This is a genomic window from Parafrankia sp. FMc2 (genome assembly GCF_041008525.1).
Lineage (GTDB): Bacteria > Actinomycetota > Actinomycetes > Frankiales > Frankiaceae > Parafrankia.
Genome location: NZ_JBFLUG010000059.1, coordinates 14146 through 36122 on the forward strand (window position 1 = coordinate 14146; position 21977 = coordinate 36122).

Below are 21977 nucleotides of genomic sequence, written 5' to 3' on the forward strand. Positions count from 1 at the left end.
CCGTCACGCTACGTGCGGCCCCGTCACCGCCGCTTCTCGATTCCTGACCGGTCTGGCGGCCCGGACCGGCCTGGTGACCTGCTTCGCCACGCACGGCGGCATTCCCGCGGTGGCGCGGGCCGCCTCACGCCGATAGACACTCGGCGGCACACCGACCAGCTCGGTGAACCGGGTACTGAACGTTCCGAGCGACGAGCAGCCCACCTCGAAGCACACCTCGGTCACGCTCAGATCGCCGCGGCGCAGCAACGTCATCGCCCGTTCGATCCGCCGGGTCATCAGGTAGCCGTAGGGCGACTCGCCATAGGCACGCCGGAACTCCCGGCTGAGGTGCCCCGCCGACATGTGCACGCCGCGGGCGAGCGCCTCGACGTCCAGCGGGCGGGCGTACTCCCGGTCGATCCGGTCCCGAACGCGGCGCAGGCGGGCGAGGTCACGCAGATGCCGCTCGGCGGCGTTGCTGCTCGTCACCTGCGCAATCGTGCCACGCCCCACCACGGTCACCCAACACCGTCAGCCTGCGAGCGCCACCGCGCCCCTGCGCCACACGGGCACAGCCGGCAGGCCGACGTCGACAATGGCGTTCATGGAACGCGAACAGCCGGTCGGCGACAGGACGACGGGGACGGCGACATCGACCGAGATCGCGGTCAGGTCCGCTTCGGGGCAGGCGGACGCGGCCTTCATCCAGTCGGTCTACAGGCCGTGGGTCGAGCGGACAGCGGCCTCGTTCGAGGAGGTCACGCCGAGCGTCGAGGACATCCTGGCCCGTATGGAGGCCCGGCCACGGCTGCCGTGGCTGATCGTCGAGGTTGATCGCGAAGCGGCCGGCTACGCGCACGCCAGCAGGCACGCCCCGCGGACGGCCTACCGCTGGTCAGCCGACGTCTCGGTCTACCTGAAGGCAGAGCATCGCGGGCGGGGGCTGGGCAGGGTGCTGTACGAACGGCTGATCCCCGAGGTCCGCGCTCTCGGTTACGTCAGCCTGTTCGCCGGGATCACCCAGCCGAACCCCGCAAGCGTGGCCCTGCACACCGCGCTGGGCTTCCAGCTCATCGGCATCCACCCGAACACCGGCCACAAGTTCGGCCGCTGGCACGACGTCGGCTGGTACATCCAGTCGCCACCCAACCCGCCGCAGTCCCCGGTCGAACCGCGCGACTGGGCGTCCACGATCCGGACCGACGTCCCCATCGCGAGCAGCCACGATGTCAGTTGATCAGGTTTCCGACGAGGTGGACCAGGCGGCCGGCCAGGCTCACGGCAACGGACTCCGCGACATCTCCAGCGACGTCCACGACGAGATCAGATCGCTCGCTACCCACGACCGTCTGTCCGAGGGCCCCATGGGTGGTGTGAAAGGCGGTTGACTCCGCGTACTGCCGGCGGATCCACGCGCTGCGGGGCTTGGCAACCCAGGCTGCGAACAGCTCGCGGGTCCGGTCGTCGGCGGCGTCCCAGCCCTCCCAGGCTCCGGGAGTCGCGTCCAGAGCCGCGGTCAGCTCCGCCACGAGCACCGGGCCCGCCCCGTTCGCCCCGCCGCCAGTCATTCGCCCATTTTGACAACCATGAGCATGGGCTGCCCCGCGTTTTCCGACGAAGGCGGCCAGCGGCGGGCTGCTGTCTGCGCCCGCGCCGCCTGAGCTGGCCGAAGCGACCGTGGGCCTGCCGGCCTGCGGCGCGGATCCGTGCCGGACGTGCCCGCCTCGGCGTGGAATCATGGCGCGGTGGCCGAACCCGCGCTGATTCTGTGGGACATAGACGCGACTCTGCTGACTGTCCGCCCGCTGGGCCAGGAGATCCATGCCGTGGCCTTCGCCGAGACGGTCGGGCGTCCACTGCGCGAGCGGGCGGGCACCACCGGCCGGACTGAGCGGGCCATCCTCCTCGAGACGCTGCGGCTCAACGACGTCCCGGCCGACGAGGCGACCCTTGCCGCGCTGTACGACGCGATGGGGCGGGTGGCCCGGTCGATCGAGGGGCGGATGCGGGAGGTCGGGCGGCCGATGCCGGGTGCGGCGGAGGCGGTCGCGAGCTTCGCGGCCGACGGGGCAGTCCAGTCAGTGGTGACCGGTAACATCCGATCGGTCACCGATTCCAAGCTGCGCGCGCTGGGGCTGACCGACCATCTCGACCTGGCCGTCGGCGGCTACGGCGACGACAGCCTCGACCGGGCGGAGCTCGTCCGGCAGGCGGTCACGCGGGCCGGGGCCGCCTATGGGCGGGTGTTCGCGCCAGCCCGGGTCGTCGTCATCGGAGACACGCCGTACGACGTGCAGGGCGCCCGCGACGCGGGGGTCCGGTCGGTCGCGGTGGCGACGGGTGAGACCACGGTGGCGGAGCTCGCTGCCGCCGGCGCCGATGCGGTCCTGCCGGATCTGACCGATGTCGCCGTGCTGGCACGGGCGGCGTTCGGCACCGTCGGCACAGACGGCCTGCCGGTGTAGTGGAGACGGGACGGGGCAGATGCAGGGATTCCAGGGCCCACCTGGCCAGGGGCTGCCTGGCCAGGGGCCGGGCGCGGGTCGGGCCGCGCGGCTGACCGGTCGGCTTCCGATCGGTTCGCCGGCCGCGCCGGCGCCACCGCCGCCGGTCCAGGGCCGGATCGTGTTCGACAGCGCCTGGTTCCCGCTGCGGGAGCACGCCTCCAGCGGTTTCTCCCTGATGGGAAGCCGCCGGGTGCTGATCACCGACCATCCGGCGGTGTACGTCCACGAGACGAGCGTGCTCGGCGCGGGTGCCGTCTGCGCGCTCGAACCAGCCGTCGACCCGGACGTGACCGTCGAGCTCGTCGCGTACAGCAGCCGCCTCGTCGTCGACCTGCGGCTTCCCGCTGGGCGGACGCTGAGCGCGTCCACGCCCGGTCCGCTGCCGCCTGAGGCGCTTGCCACCCTCACCGGCCTGCACGGCCGGCTGTTGCCGGATGCCGCGTCGACGACGTTCGTCAGCCCGTGCGCGGTGTCAGTGACGCCGCTGTTCGAGGATGACCCCGTTGCCGCACCGGCCGGGCCCGGGCCGGTCGCCGCCACCACCACTGCCATGACCGCCACCACTGCCATGACCGCCGCCGCGGGCTCGACGGCCGTCGCCCACGCCACGGCGCCGGAGCTGACGGCGTACGTCGTGGTGCGCGGTGGGCGGCTGGAGCTGCGGTCCCGCGGGCGGACGCTGGTCGAGTGGCCCCGGAACCGGATCGAGCTGAGCGCCGCCGGCCCGGCGGCCGCGCAGCTGCGGGGCGGGGCCGTCCTCGACGGCCGTTTCCTGACCGGCGCGATTCTGCACCTGGTCACCCCGCAGGTGCTGCACGCCTTCCTGAACGCGACGGCGCCCACTCCCGGGGCCGCCACCTCGGTCTCCGTCGGCGGGACGGCGCCCGGATCCACAGTGGTTTCCGGGGGCGGACCGGTGGCTCTGACGAAGCCCGGTGACGCCGGGGCCACGGCACCGGCGCCGACCGCCGACGCCGCCAGCAGCGGCCCGACCGGCGTTGCTGGCACCACCGGCACGGTGGTGGCCACGGCCGGTATCGCCGGCGCCGGCGCCCCCGGAACCTCAGCCCCCGGAACCTCAGCCGGCGGAACCTCCACCGTCGGGACGTCCGCGCCGGTCTCCGCGCGGGGCGTGGCGGGCAGCGCCGAGACGGCCCGGCTCGACTGCGTGCTCCACGACACCACCCTGGAGCTGCAGGAGCTGCACAGCTCCCAGGTGGTGGCCCGCTTCGACCTGGTGGACCCGCGGCTTCGGGTCGCCGGCTCCGCCGAGCGGTTCGTAATCTTCGACCCGGACCATGGCCCGGTGACGGTGCAGAGCGAGTCGGCGGTGTTCGGCCGGCGCCTGCACCAGCATCCGGCTCTGCGCACCGCCGCGGAGCTGACGCTGGCCGAGGGCCCCTACCCTGCCGAGCTGGCGGACGGGCGCCCGGTCGCCTGCGCGGTGGCGGCGGACGCGCTACGGGTCCGCGGCCCCGGTGTGGACCTGCTGCTGCCGCACACCGACCTGCGGCTGGTCGACGGGACGTCCACCGAGTCGCGCGCGGAGCTGCGGGTGGCCACTGCGGCGGCGGAGACGACGATCGTGGGGCAGCTGGAACTGGTACGGGCGGTCCACACCGAGATCGTCGCCGGCCGGCACGCGCTGGCGGACCCGCGCGACATCCCCGACATGCTGCGCGCAGCGGTCGGGCTGGAGGAGGACTACTTCCTCTACACGATCTTCGGGCCCTTCTACGAGCTGCACGCCGCCCTGCTCGGCAGCGCCGGCGTGGGCGTGGATGTCGGCAGTGGTGGTGGCGGTGCCGGCGCGGGACTGGGCGGTCGGGTGCCGCTTCCGGCGGACGACGAGAGCCGGGCACGGACGGCCGCGATGCTCGCCGAGGGTCTGGTCGAGTTGCAGCGGCACCTCGACCAGGTCGGATCCGTCCTGCCTGCGTTCGTCCGGCACCGGGACGCCCGGCTGTTGGAGCCGCTGACCGGCGGGCGGGAGCCGGCCTGGCTGAAGGCGCAGGAGACCCGGTTGCGCTCCGCGCTGGCTCCGGCGCAGCGGGCCGCCGCCGAGACCGGCCAGCTGGCGGCGCAGGTCGCGCGGCTGTTCGACCTCGACCCGGCGGCGCTTCCACGGCCCGACTACACCAGCGCGGCGGTGTCGCTCGGCGTCGCCGCCCTGCTGAATCCGGTGTTCCTGGTTTCGGGTGCCAGCCAGGTCTACACCCGTTACGCGCAGGGAGAGAAGCGCACTGCCGCGGTCGGGGCACAGTCGGCGCGAGGGTGGGCCACGGTGCTCGACCGGTGGAACACCCTGGTGACGACCACACTGCCGGTGCTGGGTTACGTCCTCACCGAGAACCTGTTCGCGCTGCGGTGGGAGACGGCGCGCCGGCTCGCCCAGGAGTTGCGCGGCGCACCCGCCGACAGCCGGGAGGCGGTCCTGCGCGGCGTCGGGCGGCGGCTCGCCCGGCTGGACGTCCTGCGACGCTACCCGGCGAACGCCGGGATCCGGGTGGGCCGGGGTGCGATCGCCGATCATGTGCGCGCCGCCCGGGACGCCGTCAGCACTCCCCGGTTCGCCGACTTCTGACCGCGGAGGCAGCGGACATGTCGATTTTCAGCAGTCAGTTCGACCGGGCCCGCCCACACGTCGACACCTACGCCGGGCCGCACGACGACCCCGGGCTGCCCCCGGCCCGGCACGCCGACGACCCGTCCGCCGACCACACCGACGCCCATCACGGGTGGGGCGAGGGCTGGGACGGCGGCTGGGACGGCGACCCGCACACCGGCCCGGCGCACGAGTCGAACGCCGGTGCGGCCATGGTCTCGGACGGCCACACCGCGAGCGCTATCGACGCCGGCGATCACGATGGCGCCGGCGACCACGATGGCGACCACGAGAAGCACCGGGAGTCGGACGGGACGAAGGCCGCCGACGATCACGAGCACAGCGTCAGGCACGGCGGCGACGGCACTCCTGACGGGGGCAAGAACCGCGATGACCAGGCAGACCCAGGCCTCGGGCGCGACGACCCCGCCGCCACCGATGATGGCTATCCCGGGTTCGACGACCCGACGGAGAACGACCGTGAGTTCGGACCTGACCACGACCACGCGGCCGTCCATGACGCCTACCACGACGTCCAGGCGTACCCGGACGATCTCGCCGGTGACCCGGACACGGTGATCTGAGACAGGGTCTCGCGGACGGGGCTGCTGCAGCCACGCCCGGCCACCACGCCCGGCAGGATGCCTGCACCGGCCCGATCGGCCGCCCATCCGCTCAGCGCTGGGGGACCGTGCCGCTCGCGATGAGTGACTCGGCGGTCTCGACGATGGTGGTCCGCACGTCGCGGGTGGTCCAGCCCAGTTCGGCGCGAGCACGGGCGGACGAGGTGCGGGCCGGTGTGTCGAGGAGCGGCAGCGCGAGTCGCAGGGTGGGGTTGACCCGCGAGCCGAGCCGGACCGTCCAGCTGGGGATCGGCCGCTCCGGGACGCGGAAGCCGCGGGGGTTGTACTCGCGGGCGAGAGTCCGCGCGATGTCCGCGAGCCAGATGGCCTCGGTCGCCAGGATGTACCGGCGGCCGACGGCCTCCGGCGTCTGAAGCGCCAGTCGGTGGGCGGCGGCCACGTCGCGCACGTCCACCGGAGCGAAGCCGAGTCGAGGCAGCGCCGGCAGTTGCCGGGTGAGCAGTTGCCGCACGACGTCGACCGAGACGCTGATCTCCGGGCCGTGGACCGGGCCGAGGATGAGGCCCGGGTTGAGGACGACGAGCTCCAGCCCTAGTCGTTCGGCCTCGGCCCAGGCGGCCCGTTCGGCCAGCGTCTTGCTCTTGGCGTACGGCTCGCAGCGTTCGACGACCGACCAGTCGTCCTCGGTGCACTCCCGCCCGCCGGACATGTCGTGCCCGCTGCGAACGGCCTCGACCGACGAGGTCAGCGCGACCCGCCGCACTCCGGCCCGGCCCGCGGCTCGGAGCACACGCAGGGTGCCGTCGACCGCGGGACGGATCAGTTCCTCCTCGTCGCGGGGACGGTACTTCGGTGCCGGCGACGCGACGTGCTCGACGACCGTGACGCCGTCGACGGCGGCGTCCCAGCCTGGGTCCTCGAGCAGCGAGGCCGGGACGAACTCGAGCCGCCCTCCGGTCCGCCGCGCGGCGGCACGCAGGTGGTCGACGGGTGCCCGTGACAGGTCGCGGACCGTGCCACGGACATCGAAGCCGTGGTCGAGCAGGTCGATCGCGCAGTGGCCGGCGACGAAGCCGGTCACGCCGGTGACAAGGGCGAGGGGTCGGGACATCGGCTGCTCCGGTGGTTGACCAGGGATATCTAAGCAGTGCTTAGACTGGCACCTAAGCACTGCTTAGATAGACAGGTCAAGCGATACACTGTGACGATGCGCCAAGGCGTTGATCAGCACGCCGACTCGGGCGTCGACCCCGGCGGGCGGCCCTACCACCACGGCGCGTTACGCGCGCGACTCCTCGCCGCCGGTCTGGACCTGGTGGCGGCGGAAGGTGTCGGGGCGCTGAGCCTGCGCAGGCTCGCACGGGAGGCCGGAGTCAGCTCGGGCGCTCCTTACCATCATTTTCCCGACCGGGCGGCGCTGTTCGCGGCGATTGTCGTGGACGGGCACGACCTGCTGTTCACTCGGCTCGACGCCGCGCGGGCCGGCAGCTCCGACGCCGTCGCCACCCTGTGTGAACTGCTCGTGGCCTACGCCGGTTTCGCCGCCGATCATCCAGCACACATGCGCGTGATGCTGCGCCCCGAACTCGCCGAACCGGCCGCGCATCCGGAGGTGACGGCGGCAGGAGTGCGCCCGATCGAGTTGCTACGGTCGGTTGTTCTGGCCGCGCAGGACGAAGGCGCCGTTCCTCCCGGCGACCCGGAACCCGTGCTGCACATGTTCTGGTCGCTGGCGGTCGGCTACGTGACGCTGTGGCTCGACGGCCCGGTCGAGGCCCGCTGCGCTGTTCTCGGCACGACGCCCGATGAGATGATCCGCCGCGTTGCGTCGGCCGTCGAGGAACTGCTGCGACGACCGCCTGCCTAGTGCCGCGACCTGGGCGGTCCGCGATGCTCGGCGCGGACCGCCAGCAGCTGTGTCCGCTGCCGCGTCCCAGCCGAACGGCGCCCGACCCCGGCGGATCCTGCGGTCACGGCATCGACACTGATCAGTTCTGGGCCGGACGACGCCGGGGCGGCACCGAGATCCCCGCGACGGGGCGGGTACGGTACGGCGCCTCCAGGCGGGCGACCTCCTCCTCGGTGAGCAGAAGGTCGAGCGCGGCGACGGCCTCGTCAAGATGGTGGGGTTTCGTCGCGCCGACGATCGGTGCGACGACGACGGGGTTGCGCGCAACCCAGGCCAGCGCCACCTGAGCCCGGCTCACACCGCGCTCGGCGGCAATCTTGGCAACTTCCTCGACGATGAGCCGGTCGTCGTCCTGGTAGAGCGTTCTGGCGAAGGCATCGGTCTCGGTGCGGGTGGTGCCTGTGTCCCAGTCGCGGGTGAGAAGGCCGCGCGCCAACGGACTCCAGGGAATCACTCCAATGCCCTGGTCGGCGCACAGCGGGAGCATCTCCCGCTCCTCTTCCCTGTAGAGCAGATTGTAGTGATCCTGCATGGACACGAAACGCGTCCACCCGTGGCGCTCGGCGACGAACAGCGCCTTGGCGAACTGCCACGCGTACATCGACGAGGCGCCGATATAGCGGGCCTTTCCGGCACGCACAACATCGTGCAGGGCCTCCAGAGTCTCCTCCAGCGGCGTCGAGTCGTCCCAGCGGTGGATCTGGTAAAGGTCGACGTAGTCGGTACCGAGGCGGCGCAGGCTCGCGTCGATCTCCGTCATGATGACCTTGCGTGAAAGACCACCGCCATTGGCGCCGGAACGCATCCGCCCCTGGACCTTCGTGGCGATGACGACCTCGTCCCGCCGAGCGAGATCCTTCAGGGCCCGGCCGGTGATCTCCTCGCTGCGGCCCAGGGAATAGACGTTCGCGGTGTCGAAGAAGGTGACGCCGGACTCGACGGCCCGTTGGAAGAATGGCCGGGACGCCTCCTCGTCCAGGGACCACGGGTGCGTCCCCTTCCCGGGCGTTCCGTAGCTCATGCAACCCAGGCAGACCCGGGAGACTTCCAGACCGGTCGACCCCAGCTTCACGTACTCCACGAGATAGCGTCCTCTCCGCGACGACGGCATGGCAGGGACCCGGCCATCACTCTGCCACGAGCTCCTGGCAGGACGGGCCGGCTTCCTGCCCCGCACCCGGTCGTTCCGCTGGCTCCGCGCCGCCGGTCAGTCCTCGGTGTCCACCCCGTAGGAGCGCGCCAGTGCAGCAAGTCCGTGGTCGTGGCCCTGCCCCACCGCACGGAACGCCACAGGCCGTTGCGGCGGTACACCTCGGCCAGGATGAGGGGCTGCTCGGTGGTCGCCGCATCCATCGTCGCGTTCAGCCACGGCAGACCATCCGGTGTTCGGGCCGCCACGCTGACCGGACCGATCTCTCCGAAGGTCCGACCGTCGCCGAGCGCGGCGACGACCACCCGGTGCACGGAGCTCGGCAACAGGGCGAGATCCAGGGCGATGGCCTGCTCGGACGGTCCGTCGACGCTGAGCGCGGCAGCGCCGTCGTCCGTGCGGGGCTGGTTGAAGAACACGACATCGTCGTCGTCGCTGACCAGCTCGTCGACGCCGACCAGGAAGGCGACCAGGTCGATCTCCACGGTGCTGTCCCAGGCCCAGTTCGCGGCGACCGTCCACCGCGTGCCGACCGCTGCCGTCGGAAGATCGACGACCGCTCCGCGGACGAGTGCGCGAGGCTCAGAGGCCGTTGTGCCACCGGGCGGCCGAGGCCCGCCGGCAGCCAGGTTCTCCAGGAGGCGGAGGAAGGTCTCCGCCGTGGTCACGGGGAGCCCCCGACTCCGGATGCGGGTCATCCGGCGGTCGGTCTCACCGCCGGGCAGGCACACCACGTCGGTCACGCTCGCGGTCAGGTTCACCGCGACGAGACCGCCGGACTCGATGACACGTTCCCGGACGGCGGCGGCGTCCGCATGCGGCCCGCCCAGGACCAGCACACGCCGGACACCGAGCGGTCGTGCCGCTGGGCGGGTTGCTTGCCGGCCACCCGAGGCCGCACGAACCGGCGGACTCACCGTGCCTCCCGTGTCCCGGGGTCCGCTACCTGCGACTTCAGCGAAGCGAGCCGATTCGTCAGCGGCGGCCGGCCTTGCCGCTGCCAGCAACGCTGTCGTTGGCGACCAGGACGCTGGTGCGTCGGCTGACAGCATCCGCGACGGCCAGCCCGGCGTCGGCGAGGAGCCGTTCCAGGGTGGCCCGCGGGGTGCCTGTCTCGCCGGTGAGAGCCACGCGCATTCCCTGCACGAGTCCGGCGGTGGTGAGCTGGCCCGGGTTCAGGAACGCACAACGCGCCCTGGGAGCCCGGACCGGTAGCGGCGCCGGCACCCGGCCGCTGATCGTAATGGGCAGCTCCACGTCCTGGTCGATGGCGAGAGCCAGCATGTGCGGCAGGACCGTCGCGACGACCCGGGCGTCACACAGCGCGTCATGCTGCCTCTCGAAGGGGACGAACCAGAAGTCGGCGACCGTGGCCAGCCGGAAGTCGGGCAGTGGCAGGTCGAGACGACGTGCCAGCGCGCACGAACACATCCGCCGTTCGACCGGTAGATCCAGGTGGCCCGAGCGGCCTCCGCCGCCAGGAACTGCCAGTCGAAGGACGCGTTGTGCGCGACCAGCACCCGTCCTGTCAGCTGGGCGTGCAGTTGGTCAACGATGTCCGGGAATCGCGGGTTGCCCGCGAGCCGCTCTCGGGTGAGGCCGTGGATGTGCACCGGACCGGGATCGCATCCCGGATCGAGCAGCGTCGACCACTCCGCCTCCACCGAACCGTGCGTGTCGACCTGGATGACGGCGATCGACAGGATACGGCCCCGTGCCGCCGCGAGCCCGGATGTCTCCACATCCACGATCGCGAAGGGGGCCGGAAAGCGGGCGGAGCGCCGCCTGTGCTGTTGAGGTTCGACGAGGGCAGGACGGGCAGCGGACACACAACAGTACTGTTGTGGATACAACTCGTCACAGTTCACATGGCCACCAGACGAATCACACAAATCGCCCGCGGCGTACCTGTGTGGCCAGGGTCACCCGAGGCGGGTCCGCGGTCGCCCCAGCCCACCCGTGGATGCACCGAAGGCCGCTGACCTGCAGCAACGCGAACCCAGACCGGCCTGCCACGCCAGGCAGCAAGGCCGCGGAGCGCACCTCCGCACGGATATCCGGGGCGGCGCGATCAGGCGCGGGAATGCCGGCACCCTGTTTGGACTTCGCTGTGACCGATGACTTTCGAGCTGGCAGACAGCGAGCGTCTCTTCCGGCCGGCAGCCGGTGAGGACGGCCGGGCCGGCGAACGCTGATGGGAAGGGGCCCGGTGACGCCACCAGCCGACCCGGCAATGCCTGATCCACGACGGTGGCGCGCGCTGCCGGTGATTCTGATCGCCAGTTTCATGAGCCTTTTCGACGTGTTCGTCGTCAACGTGGCGGCGCCGAGCATCGGAACGGACCTGGGGGCGTCCAACGCCGGCCTCGAACTGATCGTCGGGGGCTACTCGTTCACCTACGCGGCCGGGCTGGTCACCGCGGGGCGGCTCGGTGACCGTTTCGGCCGCCGCCGGATGTACCTCGTCGGCATGGCGCTGTTCACCGCCGCGTCGGCGCTGTGTGGACTCGCGCCGAACGAGGGGGTGCTGATCGCCGGCCGCCTGTTGCAGGGCGCGGGTGCGGCGGCGATGGTCCCCCAGGTGCTCGCGCTGATCAGCGTCACGTTCCCGCCCGCGGAGCGACCGCGGGCCTTCGCGTTCTTCGGCGTCACGATCGGGCTCGGCGGGGTCTGCGGGCAGGTCCTCGGCGGGGTGCTGCTCGACCTGGACATCTTCGGCCTCGGCTGGCGCCCGATCTTCCTGGTCAACGTTCCGGTCGGGCTGGTGGCGCTGATCGGCGCCCGGCGTCTGGTCGCCGAGTCGCGGGCGGCACGCCCGGAGCGGCTCGACCTCGTCGGTCTCGGCGCCCTGACACTGGGTATCGGGCTGGTGCTGATCCCGCTCACCCTCGGCCGGGACGAGGGCTGGCCGCTGTGGACCTGGCTGGCGCTCACCGGCGATGTCCTCGTGCTGGGCGGATTCGCCGGCTGGGAGGCGCGGCTGGCCCGCCGCGGCGGGCACCCGATCATCCCGCCGGCGGTGGTGCGCTCCCGGCCGGTGGTCGGGGGCATGGTGATGAGTGCGGGCTACTTCCTCTTCTTCGGCGGTTTCCTGCTGGCGCTGACGATCTTCCTGCAGGTGGGGCAGCACCGCTCGCCGCTGAACGCCGGGCTGATGTTCGCGCCGCTCGGCCTGGTGTTCGCGCTCTCGTCACTGGGGGCCCGCCGGCTCGTCGCCGTGCACGGACCACGGGTGCTGACCGCGGGCACACTGGTCACCGCCCTGTCGCTGTGCGGCATGGCCGCGGTGACCGTGGTGGAGGGTGTCAACATCTCCGCCTACGAGCTGACTCCGCTGCTGATGCTCGCGGGTGCCGGCAACGGGCTGGTGATTCCCGCGCTGGCGGCGAGTGTCATGGCGGCCGCGCCGCCCGATATCAGCGGCACGGTGAGCGGTGTTCTCACCACGACCCAGCAGTTCGCCTCCGCGCTGGGTGTCTCCGGCGTCGGCGCCCTGTTCTTCGCCGAGAGCGCCCGGAACGGGCCGGACGCCGGCCTGCTCGCCACGGTCCTCGTGGGCCTGGCCTCGGTCGGTGTCGCCTTCCTCGGTTCCCTCGTCCTCCCCCGGCGTGCGGACGCGGAGACGTCGCCGGCCTCGCTGCCAGCCCTGGCCGCCAGCGGCGCACCCGTCCCGGCCGCCGTGACGGCGCCGGCCGCAGCGGAGGTCAGGGCCGGGGCGGCCTAGCTCCGCGACCGGCCGGGGCGAACTCTGCCGGTCACGGCACCAGCGAGCCCGGGCCGGTCACGGCGCCGGGGGGAAGGTGGTGGATACTGCCGCTCGTGGGCTCTGAATCCGGTGAACTTCTCGCGCTGCCGGCCCAGCGGGCACGCGAGTGGCCGGACGGGGCGATCGATGTCGATGCCCTCGCAAGAAACGGCTGGCGACCGCGCCCTTTCCGGCAGTTTATCCTCAAGGTACACAGCCGCTGCAATCTTTCCTGCACCTACTGCTATGTCTACCACATGGCCGACAGCAGCTGGCGGGGCCAGCCGACGGTCATGTCCCGGGAGACGATGGCGGCGGCCGTCCGACGGATCGCCGAGCACGCCCGGGAACACGGCCTGCCGCTCGTCCGGGTGGTCCTGCACGGCGGTGAGCCGCTCCTTGCCGGAAAGGAGTACATCGGCCATCTGGCAGCCGTGTTCCGCGCCGCCCTGCCGCCCGGTGTGACGGTGCAGTTCAGCATCCAGACAAATGGCGTCCTGCTCAGTGAGAGCTTTCTTCGCCTGTTCCTGGAGCACGGTATCCGGGTCGGTGTCAGCCTCGACGGGACGTCCGCCGTCCACGACCGGCACCGGGTGCACGCGGACGGCCGCGGCAGCTACGACGAGGTGGTGCGGGGGGTGCGGCTGTTGGCGTCGCCGCCCTACCGGGAGCTGTTCGGCGGGCTGCTGTGCACCGTCGACCTGACCGCGGACCCGATCGCGACCTACGAGGAGCTGCTCTCCTTCGACCCGCCCGCCATCGATCTTCTGCTGCCGCACGGGCACTGGTCCGGTCCGCCGCCCGGGCGGGAGCCGGGAGCGGCCGCGACCCCGTACGCCGACTGGCTTATCGCGGTCTTCGACCGCTGGTACTCCTCGCCCGATCCCCCGGATGTCCGCCTCTTCCAGGAGATCATCTATCTGATCCTCGGGGGGGCCAGCAACACCGAGGCGGTCGGCCTGACCCCCTCCAGCCTGCTCGTCATCGAGACGGACGGCGCCCTGGAGCAGGTGGACACCCTGAAGTCGACCTACGAGGGCGCCCCGGCCACCGGCCTGAACGTCGTCGACCACCCGCTTGACGCAGCGCTGGGCCACACCTCGATCATCGCCCGCCAGCTGGGTGTCGACGCGCTGGCACCCAGCTGCCTGGCCTGCCCGGTGGTGAAGGTGTGCGGCGGCGGTTACTACCCACACAGATACCGCCGCGGGTCGGGGTTTCGTAACCCCTCCGTGTACTGTCCAGACCTTCTCCGCATTGTGCTGCACATTCAGGACCGACTCCGGGACGACCTGACGCGGCGGGACAACGGGAAGCGGCCCTAAGCGGCCGTTCGAGCCAGCCTCTGGCCTGTCCCTGCCGAACTTCTGGTCGGTCGGCGGGCGCGGGCCGTGGTTAGATGGCCGGGGACGGATAGACCCGGGTAGAAACCGGGCGGCAACGGGCGGCAACGGGGGGCAACCGTGGAAGCGGCGACGGGCGACATCGTGTCCGAGATGGCGGACCTGACCCGGGCGGATCTGGATGGCCTCGTACTGACGGGCGATCCCAACACGGTCCTGTCCCGGTCACTACGCCGACTCGTGCGGGATATCGAGCATCCCGGTGAGGCGCTTGCAGGGTTCCAGTCGAGTATCTGACCGGCCGGTGACACCAGGGCCCCCCGGCGGCACCGGTTCCACCTTCGGTCCCGGTTCCGCCTTCGGTACTGGCACGGGCTCTCGCCCGGGGCGCATCGGCGGTTCGGCCGACCGGCCCGCGGGCACCCACGTGCTCGCCCGGGCGGAGTTCGACATCCTCGCCGCGGGGGCGGGCGGCACCGACGGGGTGCTGCGGGACGCTCAGCTCAGCCGGCGCGTCCTCCTCCTGCGGGCGGTCGTCGACAGCGCGGCGGAGCGGGGCACGCCGCTACAGGCGGAGCTCCGGCACGCGCTGGCGCTGCTCTCCGACGCGCAGCGCCGCGACCGCGCCGCCGTGCAGTCCGTCCTGCTCTCCCCCAACATCGGCGCCTGGGCCACCCACTGCCTGAGCCGGCTGCGCAGGTCGGGCCCGCCCGAGGAGGACCTGGCCTACCTGGTCGGCCTGGCGGCAGCCGCGGCGATCCGCGCGGGCCTCGACTTCGAGGTCACCGTGCGGCCCACGCGGGCCGGGGTGATGTTCCCGACGCTCGGCCGGGCCGACCTCCCGCCCGGAACCGGGGAGGTGCGGGTACGCCACCGCGGGGGCAGCGGCAGCCTGGAGCTGGCCGGTCTGGAGACCATCGCCGTCGGCGACGCCACCGGGAACGACACCCGGGTGTGGCGCCCGCTGCGCCTGCTGTCCAGCACGGCCGGCGGCGAACGGATCAGCGTCCTGCTGGACGATCTCGACCCCTACCGGGGGCATCAGGGCCTGCCGGTGGCCGGCCGGCTCAGCCGCGCCGAGGTGGCCGACTGGCAGGCCCGGCTGGACGAGGCCTGGCTGCTGCTGACCCATGGTCATCAGGCCCGGGCCATGGCCATCGCGCGCGGAGTGGCCGCGTTCGTCCCGCTGCGGGCGACCGCGAGCGCACCGGAGCTGTCGGCCAGTTCGCGGGACGCCTTCGGGGCAGTGGCGCTGACCTGCCCGACGGACGGCATCACGCTGGCCGGCGCGCTCGTCCACGAGTTCCAGCACGCCAAGCTGTCCGCCCTGCTCGACCTGGTGCCGTTGCACGGCCGGTCCGGTGGTGAGCTCTTCTACGCGCCGTGGCGCAGTGATCCGCGGCCGGTGCGCGGACTCCTCCAGGGCGCCTACGCCTACCTCGGCCTCTGCGACTTCTGGCAGGTCCATCGTGCCTCCGCGGGGGCACCGGGCGCGCGGCTGGCCGAGTTCGAGTTCGCCCGGTGGCGGGACCAGGTGCGTCGGACCCTGCCGACGCTGGCGGCGTCGGGCGAGCTCACCCCGGAGGGTTCGAGGTTCATCGGCGGGATGGAGCGGCAGGCCGCGGAGCTGTGCCGGGCGGTGGTGCCGGACCGGCCGGCGGCCTTCGCCCGCATCGCCTCCGCCGACCATCGGACCACCTGGCGGCTGCGCAACCTGCGCCCCGAACCGGAGACCGTCGCGGCACGGGCCGACGCCTGGCTGGCCGGGCGGGCCTGCCCGGCGGTGCCGCCCGTCCCGGCGCGGGTCATCACCGGCCGGCCCGCGTTCCACATGACGGGGCGGATACGGCTCGCCCGGCTGGCCGTCACCGAGCCCGAACAGTTCGACCAGGTGCGGCACAACCCCGGGGCGCTGGCCGCCCTGGCCCCGCCGGCGACCGTCGCCGACGCCCGGTACGTGTCGGGAGACGCGGCGGGGGCCGCCCGGGCCTACCGGGACGAGCTCGTTCGGGACCCGGCGCGGATCGACGCGTGGACAGGCCTCGCGCTGGCCTGTCGGGACCTTCCCGATCCGGCCGGCAGCGGGCTCACCGACGGCGGGCTCACCGGCAGCAGGCTGACCGGCGGCGGGCCGTTGGACGCGGCGCCGGAGGAGGTCCTCGCCCTGGCGGGCGAGATCACGAGCCGGTCGGGATCCGCTCCCGACCCGCTGGGACTCGCCGCCTGGCTCGCCGCCGGCACCGCACCGCCCGCCAGCGCCGGCTGACCCGACCCGCCGACCCACCACCAGCGGCTCGGACCCGGACCAGGACCAGGACCCGCTCAGAAGGGCGAGGGCTCGAAGACGAAGTCGAGCCGGTTTCCCTTCGTCATCTCCAGGACGTCGATGTGCTCCGCGCCGAGTGCCTGCCGGTAGCGTGCCAGCGTCTCGCCGGCCAGGACGTCCGCCTGCCGTTCGAGGCCGAGGGCGCGCAGGTCGAGGGCGAGGTTCGCGGCGCACATCAGGGCGTGCGGGTGCTCGGGCCCGAGCACCCGGGTCAGCCCGGGCAGGACGGTCTCGTCCAGGTCACGTGCCCGTTCGACGTCGCCGAGGTCGGCCACGGCCGCCGCCAGGCTCGACCGGCAGGTCAGAGTGAGGTGGTGCTCCGGGCCGAGGCTCCGCTCGAGCCCGGCGAGGGCGTCCTCGAGTTTGTCCTTCGCGTCCTCGATGAGGCTCATGTCCCCGCTGTCCCGGCCGATCTGGCGGCGCACGACGGCGAGGTTCAGGATGCTGGCGTGGGTGTAGGGATGATCCGCGACAAGCACCCGCCGGTAGCCCTCCACCGTCCTCTCGATGAAGTCCGCCGCGGCCTGGAGATCACCGACCCGGCGCAGCGAGTTCCCCAGGTTGATCGCCGCGGCGAGCGTGTCGGGGTGGTCGGTGATGAAGTTGTCCTCGTAGCGGCGGTGGGTCTCCTGGGCGAGGGCGAGGGCGCCGTGGAAGTCACCGTCCAGCCGCCGGGCCACCGAGAGGTCCTTCGCCTGCAGCAGGACCCAGGCGTGGTTCTCCGGCAGGACCGCCCCGGTCACCTGCTCGTAGAGCTGGTAGGCCTGCTCGGCCAGGCTGCGGGCCTGCCGGTACTTCCCGGCCTGGCGGATGTCACGGGCCACCGCGTTGAGCGAGAAGATGACGAAGGGGTCGTCGTCGCGGCCGTAGTAGTCCCGGCGGTCCTGCAGGGTCCGCTCGTCGAGGGCCCGGGCCCGGAGGTAGTCGCCGGTCAGCTCGTAGTCCACGGCCAGGTTGTTGGCGGCGATGAAGGTGTCACCGTGGTCCTCGCCGAGCACGTCCCGCAGTCTGGTCAGAACATCCTCGTCGAGGTCGCGGGCGCCGGCGAAGTCACCGCGCACCCGCAGGTCGGCGCCGTGGCCCAGGGTGACGAGCAGCGTCTCCTGGTCGTCGGTGCCGAGGACCTGCCGCATGTCCTCCATGGTTGACCGGCGCGACTCGTAGGCGTCCTGGTACCGCCCCAGGCTCCACAGTGCGTCGGCCCGGCGGCGGGCTGCGACCAGCAGGTTGCGGTCACGGGCGCCGTCGCCGACCGCCCCCCAGATCGCCAGTGCCCGCTCGGCCTTCTCCAGGCAGCCTCGCGTGTCCCCGACGTTGTAGGTGTACCGCATGATGTTGACGTAGAGCCGGCGGATGTCGGTGTCCGCGCTCTCCACGACGGCGGACGGCTCGACGTGCGGCAGCAGGTTCTCGTAGGACGGCCACTTCTGGACGTCGTCGGGATCATCCGGGTCCGCCGCCCGCAGCAGGCGGTGGACCTCGTCACGGATCTGGACGGTCTCGCTGTCGGACAGCTCGTCCCGGATGAGCTTCTGGATCAGCCGGTGGACCTGGAGGGTCTTGCGGTTGTTGTCGATCCGGGCAAGGGCGTACCGGCCCAGCTCACGGATGGCACGGCTGACCATGATCGGGTCGGCGAGGGCGTCGCGCAGCGGCGAGCTGAGCACGTACCTGCCCAGGATGAGCAGGTCGCGGGAGATCGGCTCCGGCCCGAAGAAGGCGCAGCGGCGCAGCAGCTCCATGGCGAACGGCATCTGCTCCCGCAGCCGGGTCACGGACAGGCTCCAGGCGGCGGCGACGGGAACCGCGTAGTCGGACGGCGGGTTCTCGGCCAGCAGCTTCGCCGCCTCCCGGCTGAGCAGCTCCAGGTAGTCGGCCACGGCCATGCCCGTCTCCACCTGCAGCGCGCCGGCCTGTTCCAGGGCGAGCGGCAGGTCGCCGAGCTCCTCTGCCAGCCGGTCCGCCTCCGGCGCGGTGATACCGGGGACCCTGCGGTGCAGGAACTGCAGGCTCTCCGGCCGGCTGAACACGTCGACCTCGACCGTGTCGGCCATGCTCTGCCAGCGGTGGTTGCGCGAGGTGACGAGCACATGGCCGGGCCCGTGCGGCAGCAGCTCTCTGATCATCTCCGGCTGGTCCGCGTTGTCGAAGATCAGCAGCCAGTGCTCGTACGGCTCCCCGCGGCGCAGCGCGTCGAGCACGGCGGCGACCGCGTCCTCGATGCGGCCGGGGGTGACGCTCAGGCCGAGCCGGGGAGCCAGGCCCGCCAGCGCCGACCGCGCCAGCGCGGTCTGGTCCGCCGGGACCCACCACACCACCTGGTAGTCATTGGCGAAGCGGTAGGCGTATTCAATGGCGAGCTGGGTCTTGCCGACTCCCCCGAGGCCCTGCAGAGCATGCGGAAGAACAGCTGTCACCTCGGACGTCACCCGGTGCCGCAATGCGTCGAGCAGGCTTTCTCGCCCGGTGAAGTTCTTGTTCCGCTGGGGAACGCTTCCCCAGACGACTGGTACCGCCCGGTTCGGCCCGGCGCCTGTCGGCTGTATGGTCGCCACCATCCTGCACCCGCTTCCACCCTGAACCCGGGCCCGATCTTCTCACATAAACCCCTCTCCGTGGCCCGTGGTGGCACGGCGGATCCGGAAGCGTGGTCTCACGGCTGAATTCCGGAGAAATACGGGATCCATCTCCGTGACCATCGAGCACAGGTTCACGCAGCGGTGCCGGGCACCGGTTCCACAACCGCGGCCTCGGGCGTGCTCCTCGGCCACGCGGCGTTTTCACGCCGCGGTCTCGCCGGACTCCACCGCCGCCTCCACCGCCGCCTCCGCCTCCGACTCCGGCCCGCTCCGCCCGGCTTCGCTTCCCAGGACCACGGCGCCGCTCCTGACCTGGCTGATCCGGCTCCGGTCAGCCCTGTTCCGGCTCCGGTCAGCCCTGTTCCGGTTGCTTCCAGCCCCGTTCCGACTGCTTCCAGCCCCGTTGCCGCCCGTTGCCGGCGGTCGGCGGGCCGGGGCCAGCGAAAGCATCCCGACCCGGGCCGGATGATTCTGGGGTGACGCTGTGAGAAAGTGGCGAAACGACGCCGAATACATTTGTGGGGCGCGCGATGAACGAGAAGGACTGGGAACGTCTCGTCGACCAGCTCAAGAACGGCGACTGTACGCCGCTCGTCGGTCCGGGCGCTGTCGGCAACGGCCGGCCGGCCGGCTCCGGCCTGAGCGAGGCCTGGGCGACGAGCGCCGAGTATCCGTTCACCGACCAGGACGACCTCCCGCGCGTGATGCAGTACGCCGACGTCACGGAGCAGCAGCCGGAGTCGGTTCGGCAACGGGTCGCCGGGGCTGTCCAGGCCCGCCCGGCGCCGGACTTCGCCGCGCCCACGGAGCCGCACGCGCTGCTCGCGCGGCTGCCGCTGCCCGTCTATCTGACCACCAACCCCGACGGTTTCATGGGTGCGGCGCTGCGGCATGCCGGCAAGCGGCCGCGCCGGGCCGTCTGCCCCTGGTACGAGGGCGCGCCGGTCGGCCGCGCCGGTGGCATCCCCGAGGCGTTCCCGAATCCCGAGGAGCCGGTGGTCTACCACCTGCACGGAACCGTGGAGGAGCCCCGCTCGCTGGTGCTGACCGAGGACGACCACCTCGACTTCGTGATGAACCTCGCGATGGACCGCGGCGCGGACGACCAGCAGATCATCCCGACGCACATCCTGCCGGCGCTGGCCACCCGGCCGATGCTGTTCCTCGGCTACAGCCTCCACGACTGGACGTTCCGGCTCCTCTTCCACGGGCTGTTGCGCACGGTTGCCGCGGTGCAGCCCCGCCGGCGCGCCAGTATCCAGCTCGCGCTGACGGCGGCGGACTACCGCGGCGACCGGCGCCGGGCCGAGGAGTACATCGCCGCCTACTTCGGCCGGTGGAACGTGGCGGTGTTCTGGGGCAGCACCGCCGACTTCTGCGCCGAGCTCGCCGACCAGCTGGGCTGGTCGTGATGGCCGGCGCCTCCCCCTACATCGGCCTGCGGCACTACGAGGCCGGCGACCGGCATCGCTTCTACGGCCGCGGTCAGGAAGCCCGGCAGGTCCAGGCACTGTGGATGAGCAACCGCATGCTGGTCCTCTACGGCCGGTCGGGTGTGGGCAAGACGTCGCTCCTGCGCGCCGGGGTCATTCCGCTGATCGGCGCGGACGATGCCGACCTTCTGCCGGTGAGCCGGGTGTCGCAGGGGTCGGCCTTCCCCGCGGCCGTGGTGCCGCACCACAACCCGTACACCTTCGCGCTGCTCTCCGCGTGGTCGCAGGCGACGTCCCCGGCGGCCCTGGCCGGTATGACCATCTCGGCCTTCCTGCTGGGCCTGCCCGAGACGATCGACCGCTACGACACCACGCTGCCGCTGCTCGCCGCGATCGACCAGTTCGAGGAGCTGTTCAGCGATCTGCCGCACCGCCGCTCCTACCGGGACGAGTTCGTCCGGGAGCTCGCTGCGGCCGTCGAGGAGCTGCCCCGGCTGCGGCTGCTGATCTCGATCCGGGACGACTTCGTCGCCCGCCTGTTTCCCTACGAGTCCGACCTGGCCCCGCCGCAGGGCAGGGCCCGGTTCGCGGTCCAGCCGCTGCGGCGGGACGCGGCCCTGGAGGCGGTGACCCGGCCGCTGGAGCCCGTCGGGCGCCGCTTCGACCGGGGGGTGGCCGAGCGGCTGGTCGACGACCTGCGCACCACGACGGTCACCAGCAGTCTCGGGGAGGTCCGCGAATCAGTCGCCGAGACGGTCGAGCCGGTACACCTCCAGGTCGTCTGCTCGGCGCTGTGGGAGGCCCTGCCGGAGGACGTGCCGGTGATCTCCCTCGGCCACCTGCGCGACCACGGCAACATCGACCGGGCGCTGACCGACTTCTGCCGGCGGACGGTCGCGGAGGTCGCCGCCCAGCACGGCGTGCCCGAGCCCGATGTGTGGGACTGGCTCATCCGGGTCTTCATCACCGACCTCGGCAACCGGGGAACCGTCTACGAGGGGATCAGCACCACCGGTGGGATGCCGAACGCGGTCGCCCGGGCGCTGGCGGAACGGCACGTCCTGCGGACCGAGGAGCGGGCCGGTTCGTGGTGGTACGAGCTGCTGCACGACCGGCTGATCGATCCGGTGCGGCGCGGCGGCCGTCCCTCGTCCGTCCAGACCGCCCCGAACCCGAGCCCCGCGGTGTATCTGCGCACGGCCGAAGGCGCGCTCGCCGACGGCGACCTCGCCCTGGCCGAGAAGTACGCCGGTGACGCTGTCGCCTTCGGCGGTGACCACGCCGATCCGCGCACGCACGCGGAGGCCGAGGCGTTCCTCGGCACGATCGCCGCGAAGCGGGGGCAGCTGGCCGAGGCGGAGACCCGCTTCCGCAACGCGACGACCTACTTCGACGCTCTCGGCGACAAGACGGCCGTCGGCCAGCTGCAGGCGGCACTCGGCCGCCTGCTGCTCGACGAGGCCGGGCGCCCGGGTGACGCGGTGGTCGAACTGCAGTCCGCGTCGACCCGGCTGCCCGGTGATGTCGACCTCCGCGTGGACCTGGCCCGCGCCTACTGGGCGCTGGGCGAGCACCAGGCAGCGACGGGTCTCCTGGGTACCGCCCTGACGATCCTGCCGGCGCACGTCGACGCGCTGGTGCTGCGCGGCCTGATCACCGCCCGCACGGGCAGTCCGGCGGCGGCCCTCGAGGATCTGGCGAACGCGATCCGGCTGCGTCCTGCCATCGCCGAGAGGCCGGAGGTGGGCGCGGCGCAGGAGCACGCACGGAGCCGACTGAACCGCCGCTGACCCGGCCGCCGGTGCCTGGCGGAG

18 protein-coding genes and 1 pseudogene are annotated in these 21977 nt (G+C 72.3%); 11 read left to right on the forward strand and 8 right to left on the reverse strand.

Annotated features, from left to right (window positions below; translation table 11 throughout):
• Positions 1 to 3 precede the first annotated feature (3 nt).
• Positions 4 to 471: a helix-turn-helix transcriptional regulator gene (locus AB1460_RS20220; protein ID WP_368963262.1), complete on the reverse strand. Its 468-nt coding sequence runs from the start codon at positions 469 to 471 to the stop codon at positions 4 to 6.
• 115 nt (positions 472 to 586) lie between these two features.
• On the opposite strand from AB1460_RS20220, the gene AB1460_RS20225 reads away from it, so the two are divergent.
• Positions 587 to 1219, forward strand: a complete 633-nt coding sequence (locus AB1460_RS20225) for a GNAT family N-acetyltransferase (RefSeq protein ID WP_368963263.1) — start codon at positions 587 to 589, stop codon at positions 1217 to 1219.
• Here AB1460_RS20225 and AB1460_RS20230 read toward each other — a convergent pair.
• On the reverse strand, positions 1212 to 1550 hold the full coding sequence (locus AB1460_RS20230) for a hypothetical protein (protein ID WP_368963264.1): 339 nt from the start codon (positions 1548 to 1550) through the stop codon (positions 1212 to 1214). The two genes, AB1460_RS20225 and AB1460_RS20230, sit on opposite strands and share 8 nt — an antisense overlap.
• A gap of 177 nt (positions 1551 to 1727) precedes the next feature.
• On the opposite strand from AB1460_RS20230, the gene AB1460_RS20235 reads away from it, so the two are divergent.
• Genes AB1460_RS20235 through AB1460_RS20245 form a run of 3 tightly spaced genes read left to right on the forward strand, consistent with a single transcriptional unit; the run spans position 1728 to position 5678 of the window.
• Positions 1728 to 2447: an HAD family hydrolase gene (locus AB1460_RS20235; protein WP_368963266.1), complete on the forward strand. Its 720-nt coding sequence runs from the start codon at positions 1728 to 1730 to the stop codon at positions 2445 to 2447.
• 19 nt (positions 2448 to 2466) lie between these two features.
• A complete protein-coding gene (locus AB1460_RS20240; protein ID WP_368963267.1) occupies positions 2467 to 5073 on the forward strand; it encodes a hypothetical protein in 2607 nt (868 codons plus the stop codon).
• A gap of 17 nt (positions 5074 to 5090) precedes the next feature.
• Positions 5091 to 5678, forward strand: coding sequence for a hypothetical protein (locus AB1460_RS20245; protein WP_368963268.1), 588 nt, complete (start codon positions 5091 to 5093; stop codon positions 5676 to 5678).
• A 91-nt stretch (positions 5679 to 5769) separates the two neighbouring features.
• On the opposite strand, the gene AB1460_RS20250 is transcribed toward AB1460_RS20245, so the two are convergent.
• Positions 5770 to 6789: an NAD-dependent epimerase/dehydratase family protein gene (locus tag AB1460_RS20250; protein WP_368963270.1), complete on the reverse strand. Its 1020-nt coding sequence runs from the start codon at positions 6787 to 6789 to the stop codon at positions 5770 to 5772.
• Between the two features lie 96 nt (positions 6790 to 6885).
• On the opposite strand from AB1460_RS20250, the gene AB1460_RS20255 reads away from it, so the two are divergent.
• The gene (locus AB1460_RS20255) at positions 6886 to 7545 is read left to right on the forward strand and encodes a TetR/AcrR family transcriptional regulator (protein ID WP_368963297.1); all 660 of its coding nucleotides are present in this window, start codon (positions 6886 to 6888) and stop codon (positions 7543 to 7545) included.
• Between the two features lie 121 nt (positions 7546 to 7666).
• Here AB1460_RS20255 and AB1460_RS20260 read toward each other — a convergent pair whose 3' ends face one another.
• The 4 genes and pseudogenes from AB1460_RS20260 to AB1460_RS20275 all read right to left on the reverse strand — a co-directional run.
• Positions 7667 to 8668: an aldo/keto reductase gene (locus AB1460_RS20260; protein WP_368963272.1), complete on the reverse strand. Its 1002-nt coding sequence runs from the start codon at positions 8666 to 8668 to the stop codon at positions 7667 to 7669.
• Positions 8656 to 9576 carry a TerD family protein gene (locus AB1460_RS20265; protein WP_368963273.1) on the reverse strand — a complete coding sequence of 307 codons (921 nt, stop codon included), beginning with the start codon at positions 9574 to 9576 and terminating at the stop codon, positions 8656 to 8658. Before AB1460_RS20265 ends, AB1460_RS20260 begins: the two co-directional genes overlap by 13 nt.
• A gap of 136 nt (positions 9577 to 9712) precedes the next feature.
• Positions 9713 to 10168 (reverse strand): hypothetical protein, encoded by a 456-nt coding sequence (locus AB1460_RS20270; protein WP_368963302.1) that lies wholly within the window; start codon positions 10166 to 10168, stop codon positions 9713 to 9715.
• A gap of 89 nt (positions 10169 to 10257) precedes the next feature.
• Positions 10258 to 10605, reverse strand: a pseudogene (locus tag AB1460_RS20275) (exonuclease domain-containing protein); the annotation flags it as partial.
• 419 nt (positions 10606 to 11024) lie between these two features.
• Between AB1460_RS20275 and AB1460_RS20280 the strand changes: the two are divergent.
• From AB1460_RS20280 to AB1460_RS20295, 4 genes are all read left to right on the forward strand, one after another.
• Complete coding sequence (locus AB1460_RS20280) at positions 11025 to 12461, forward strand: MFS transporter (RefSeq protein WP_420497322.1); 1437 nt, start codon at positions 11025 to 11027, stop codon at positions 12459 to 12461.
• A 95-nt stretch (positions 12462 to 12556) separates the two neighbouring features.
• On the forward strand, positions 12557 to 13807 hold the full coding sequence (locus tag AB1460_RS20285; protein WP_368963275.1) for an FxsB family cyclophane-forming radical SAM/SPASM peptide maturase: 1251 nt from the start codon (positions 12557 to 12559) through the stop codon (positions 13805 to 13807).
• 138 nt (positions 13808 to 13945) lie between these two features.
• The gene (gene fxsA / locus AB1460_RS20290) at positions 13946 to 14122 is read left to right on the forward strand and encodes an FxSxx-COOH cyclophane-containing RiPP peptide (protein WP_368963277.1); all 177 of its coding nucleotides are present in this window, start codon (positions 13946 to 13948) and stop codon (positions 14120 to 14122) included.
• 7 nt (positions 14123 to 14129) lie between these two features.
• Complete coding sequence (locus AB1460_RS20295) at positions 14130 to 16091, forward strand: HEXXH motif domain-containing protein (RefSeq protein ID WP_368963279.1); 1962 nt, start codon at positions 14130 to 14132, stop codon at positions 16089 to 16091.
• A gap of 56 nt (positions 16092 to 16147) precedes the next feature.
• Here AB1460_RS20295 and fxsT read toward each other — a convergent pair whose 3' ends face one another.
• Positions 16148 to 18709, reverse strand: a complete 2562-nt coding sequence (gene fxsT / locus AB1460_RS20300) for an FxSxx-COOH system tetratricopeptide repeat protein (protein ID WP_368963280.1) — start codon at positions 18707 to 18709, stop codon at positions 16148 to 16150.
• A gap of 551 nt (positions 18710 to 19260) precedes the next feature.
• Between fxsT and AB1460_RS20305 the strand changes: the two genes are divergently transcribed.
• Positions 19261 to 20142 (forward strand): SIR2 family NAD-dependent protein deacylase, encoded by an 882-nt coding sequence (locus AB1460_RS20305; protein WP_368963282.1) that lies wholly within the window; start codon positions 19261 to 19263, stop codon positions 20140 to 20142.
• Positions 20142 to 21953 (forward strand): tetratricopeptide repeat protein, encoded by a 1812-nt coding sequence (locus AB1460_RS20310; protein WP_368963284.1) that lies wholly within the window; start codon positions 20142 to 20144, stop codon positions 21951 to 21953. The genes AB1460_RS20305 and AB1460_RS20310 overlap by 1 nt, the downstream gene beginning before the upstream one ends.
• The last annotated feature ends 24 nt before the right edge of the window (positions 21954 to 21977 follow it).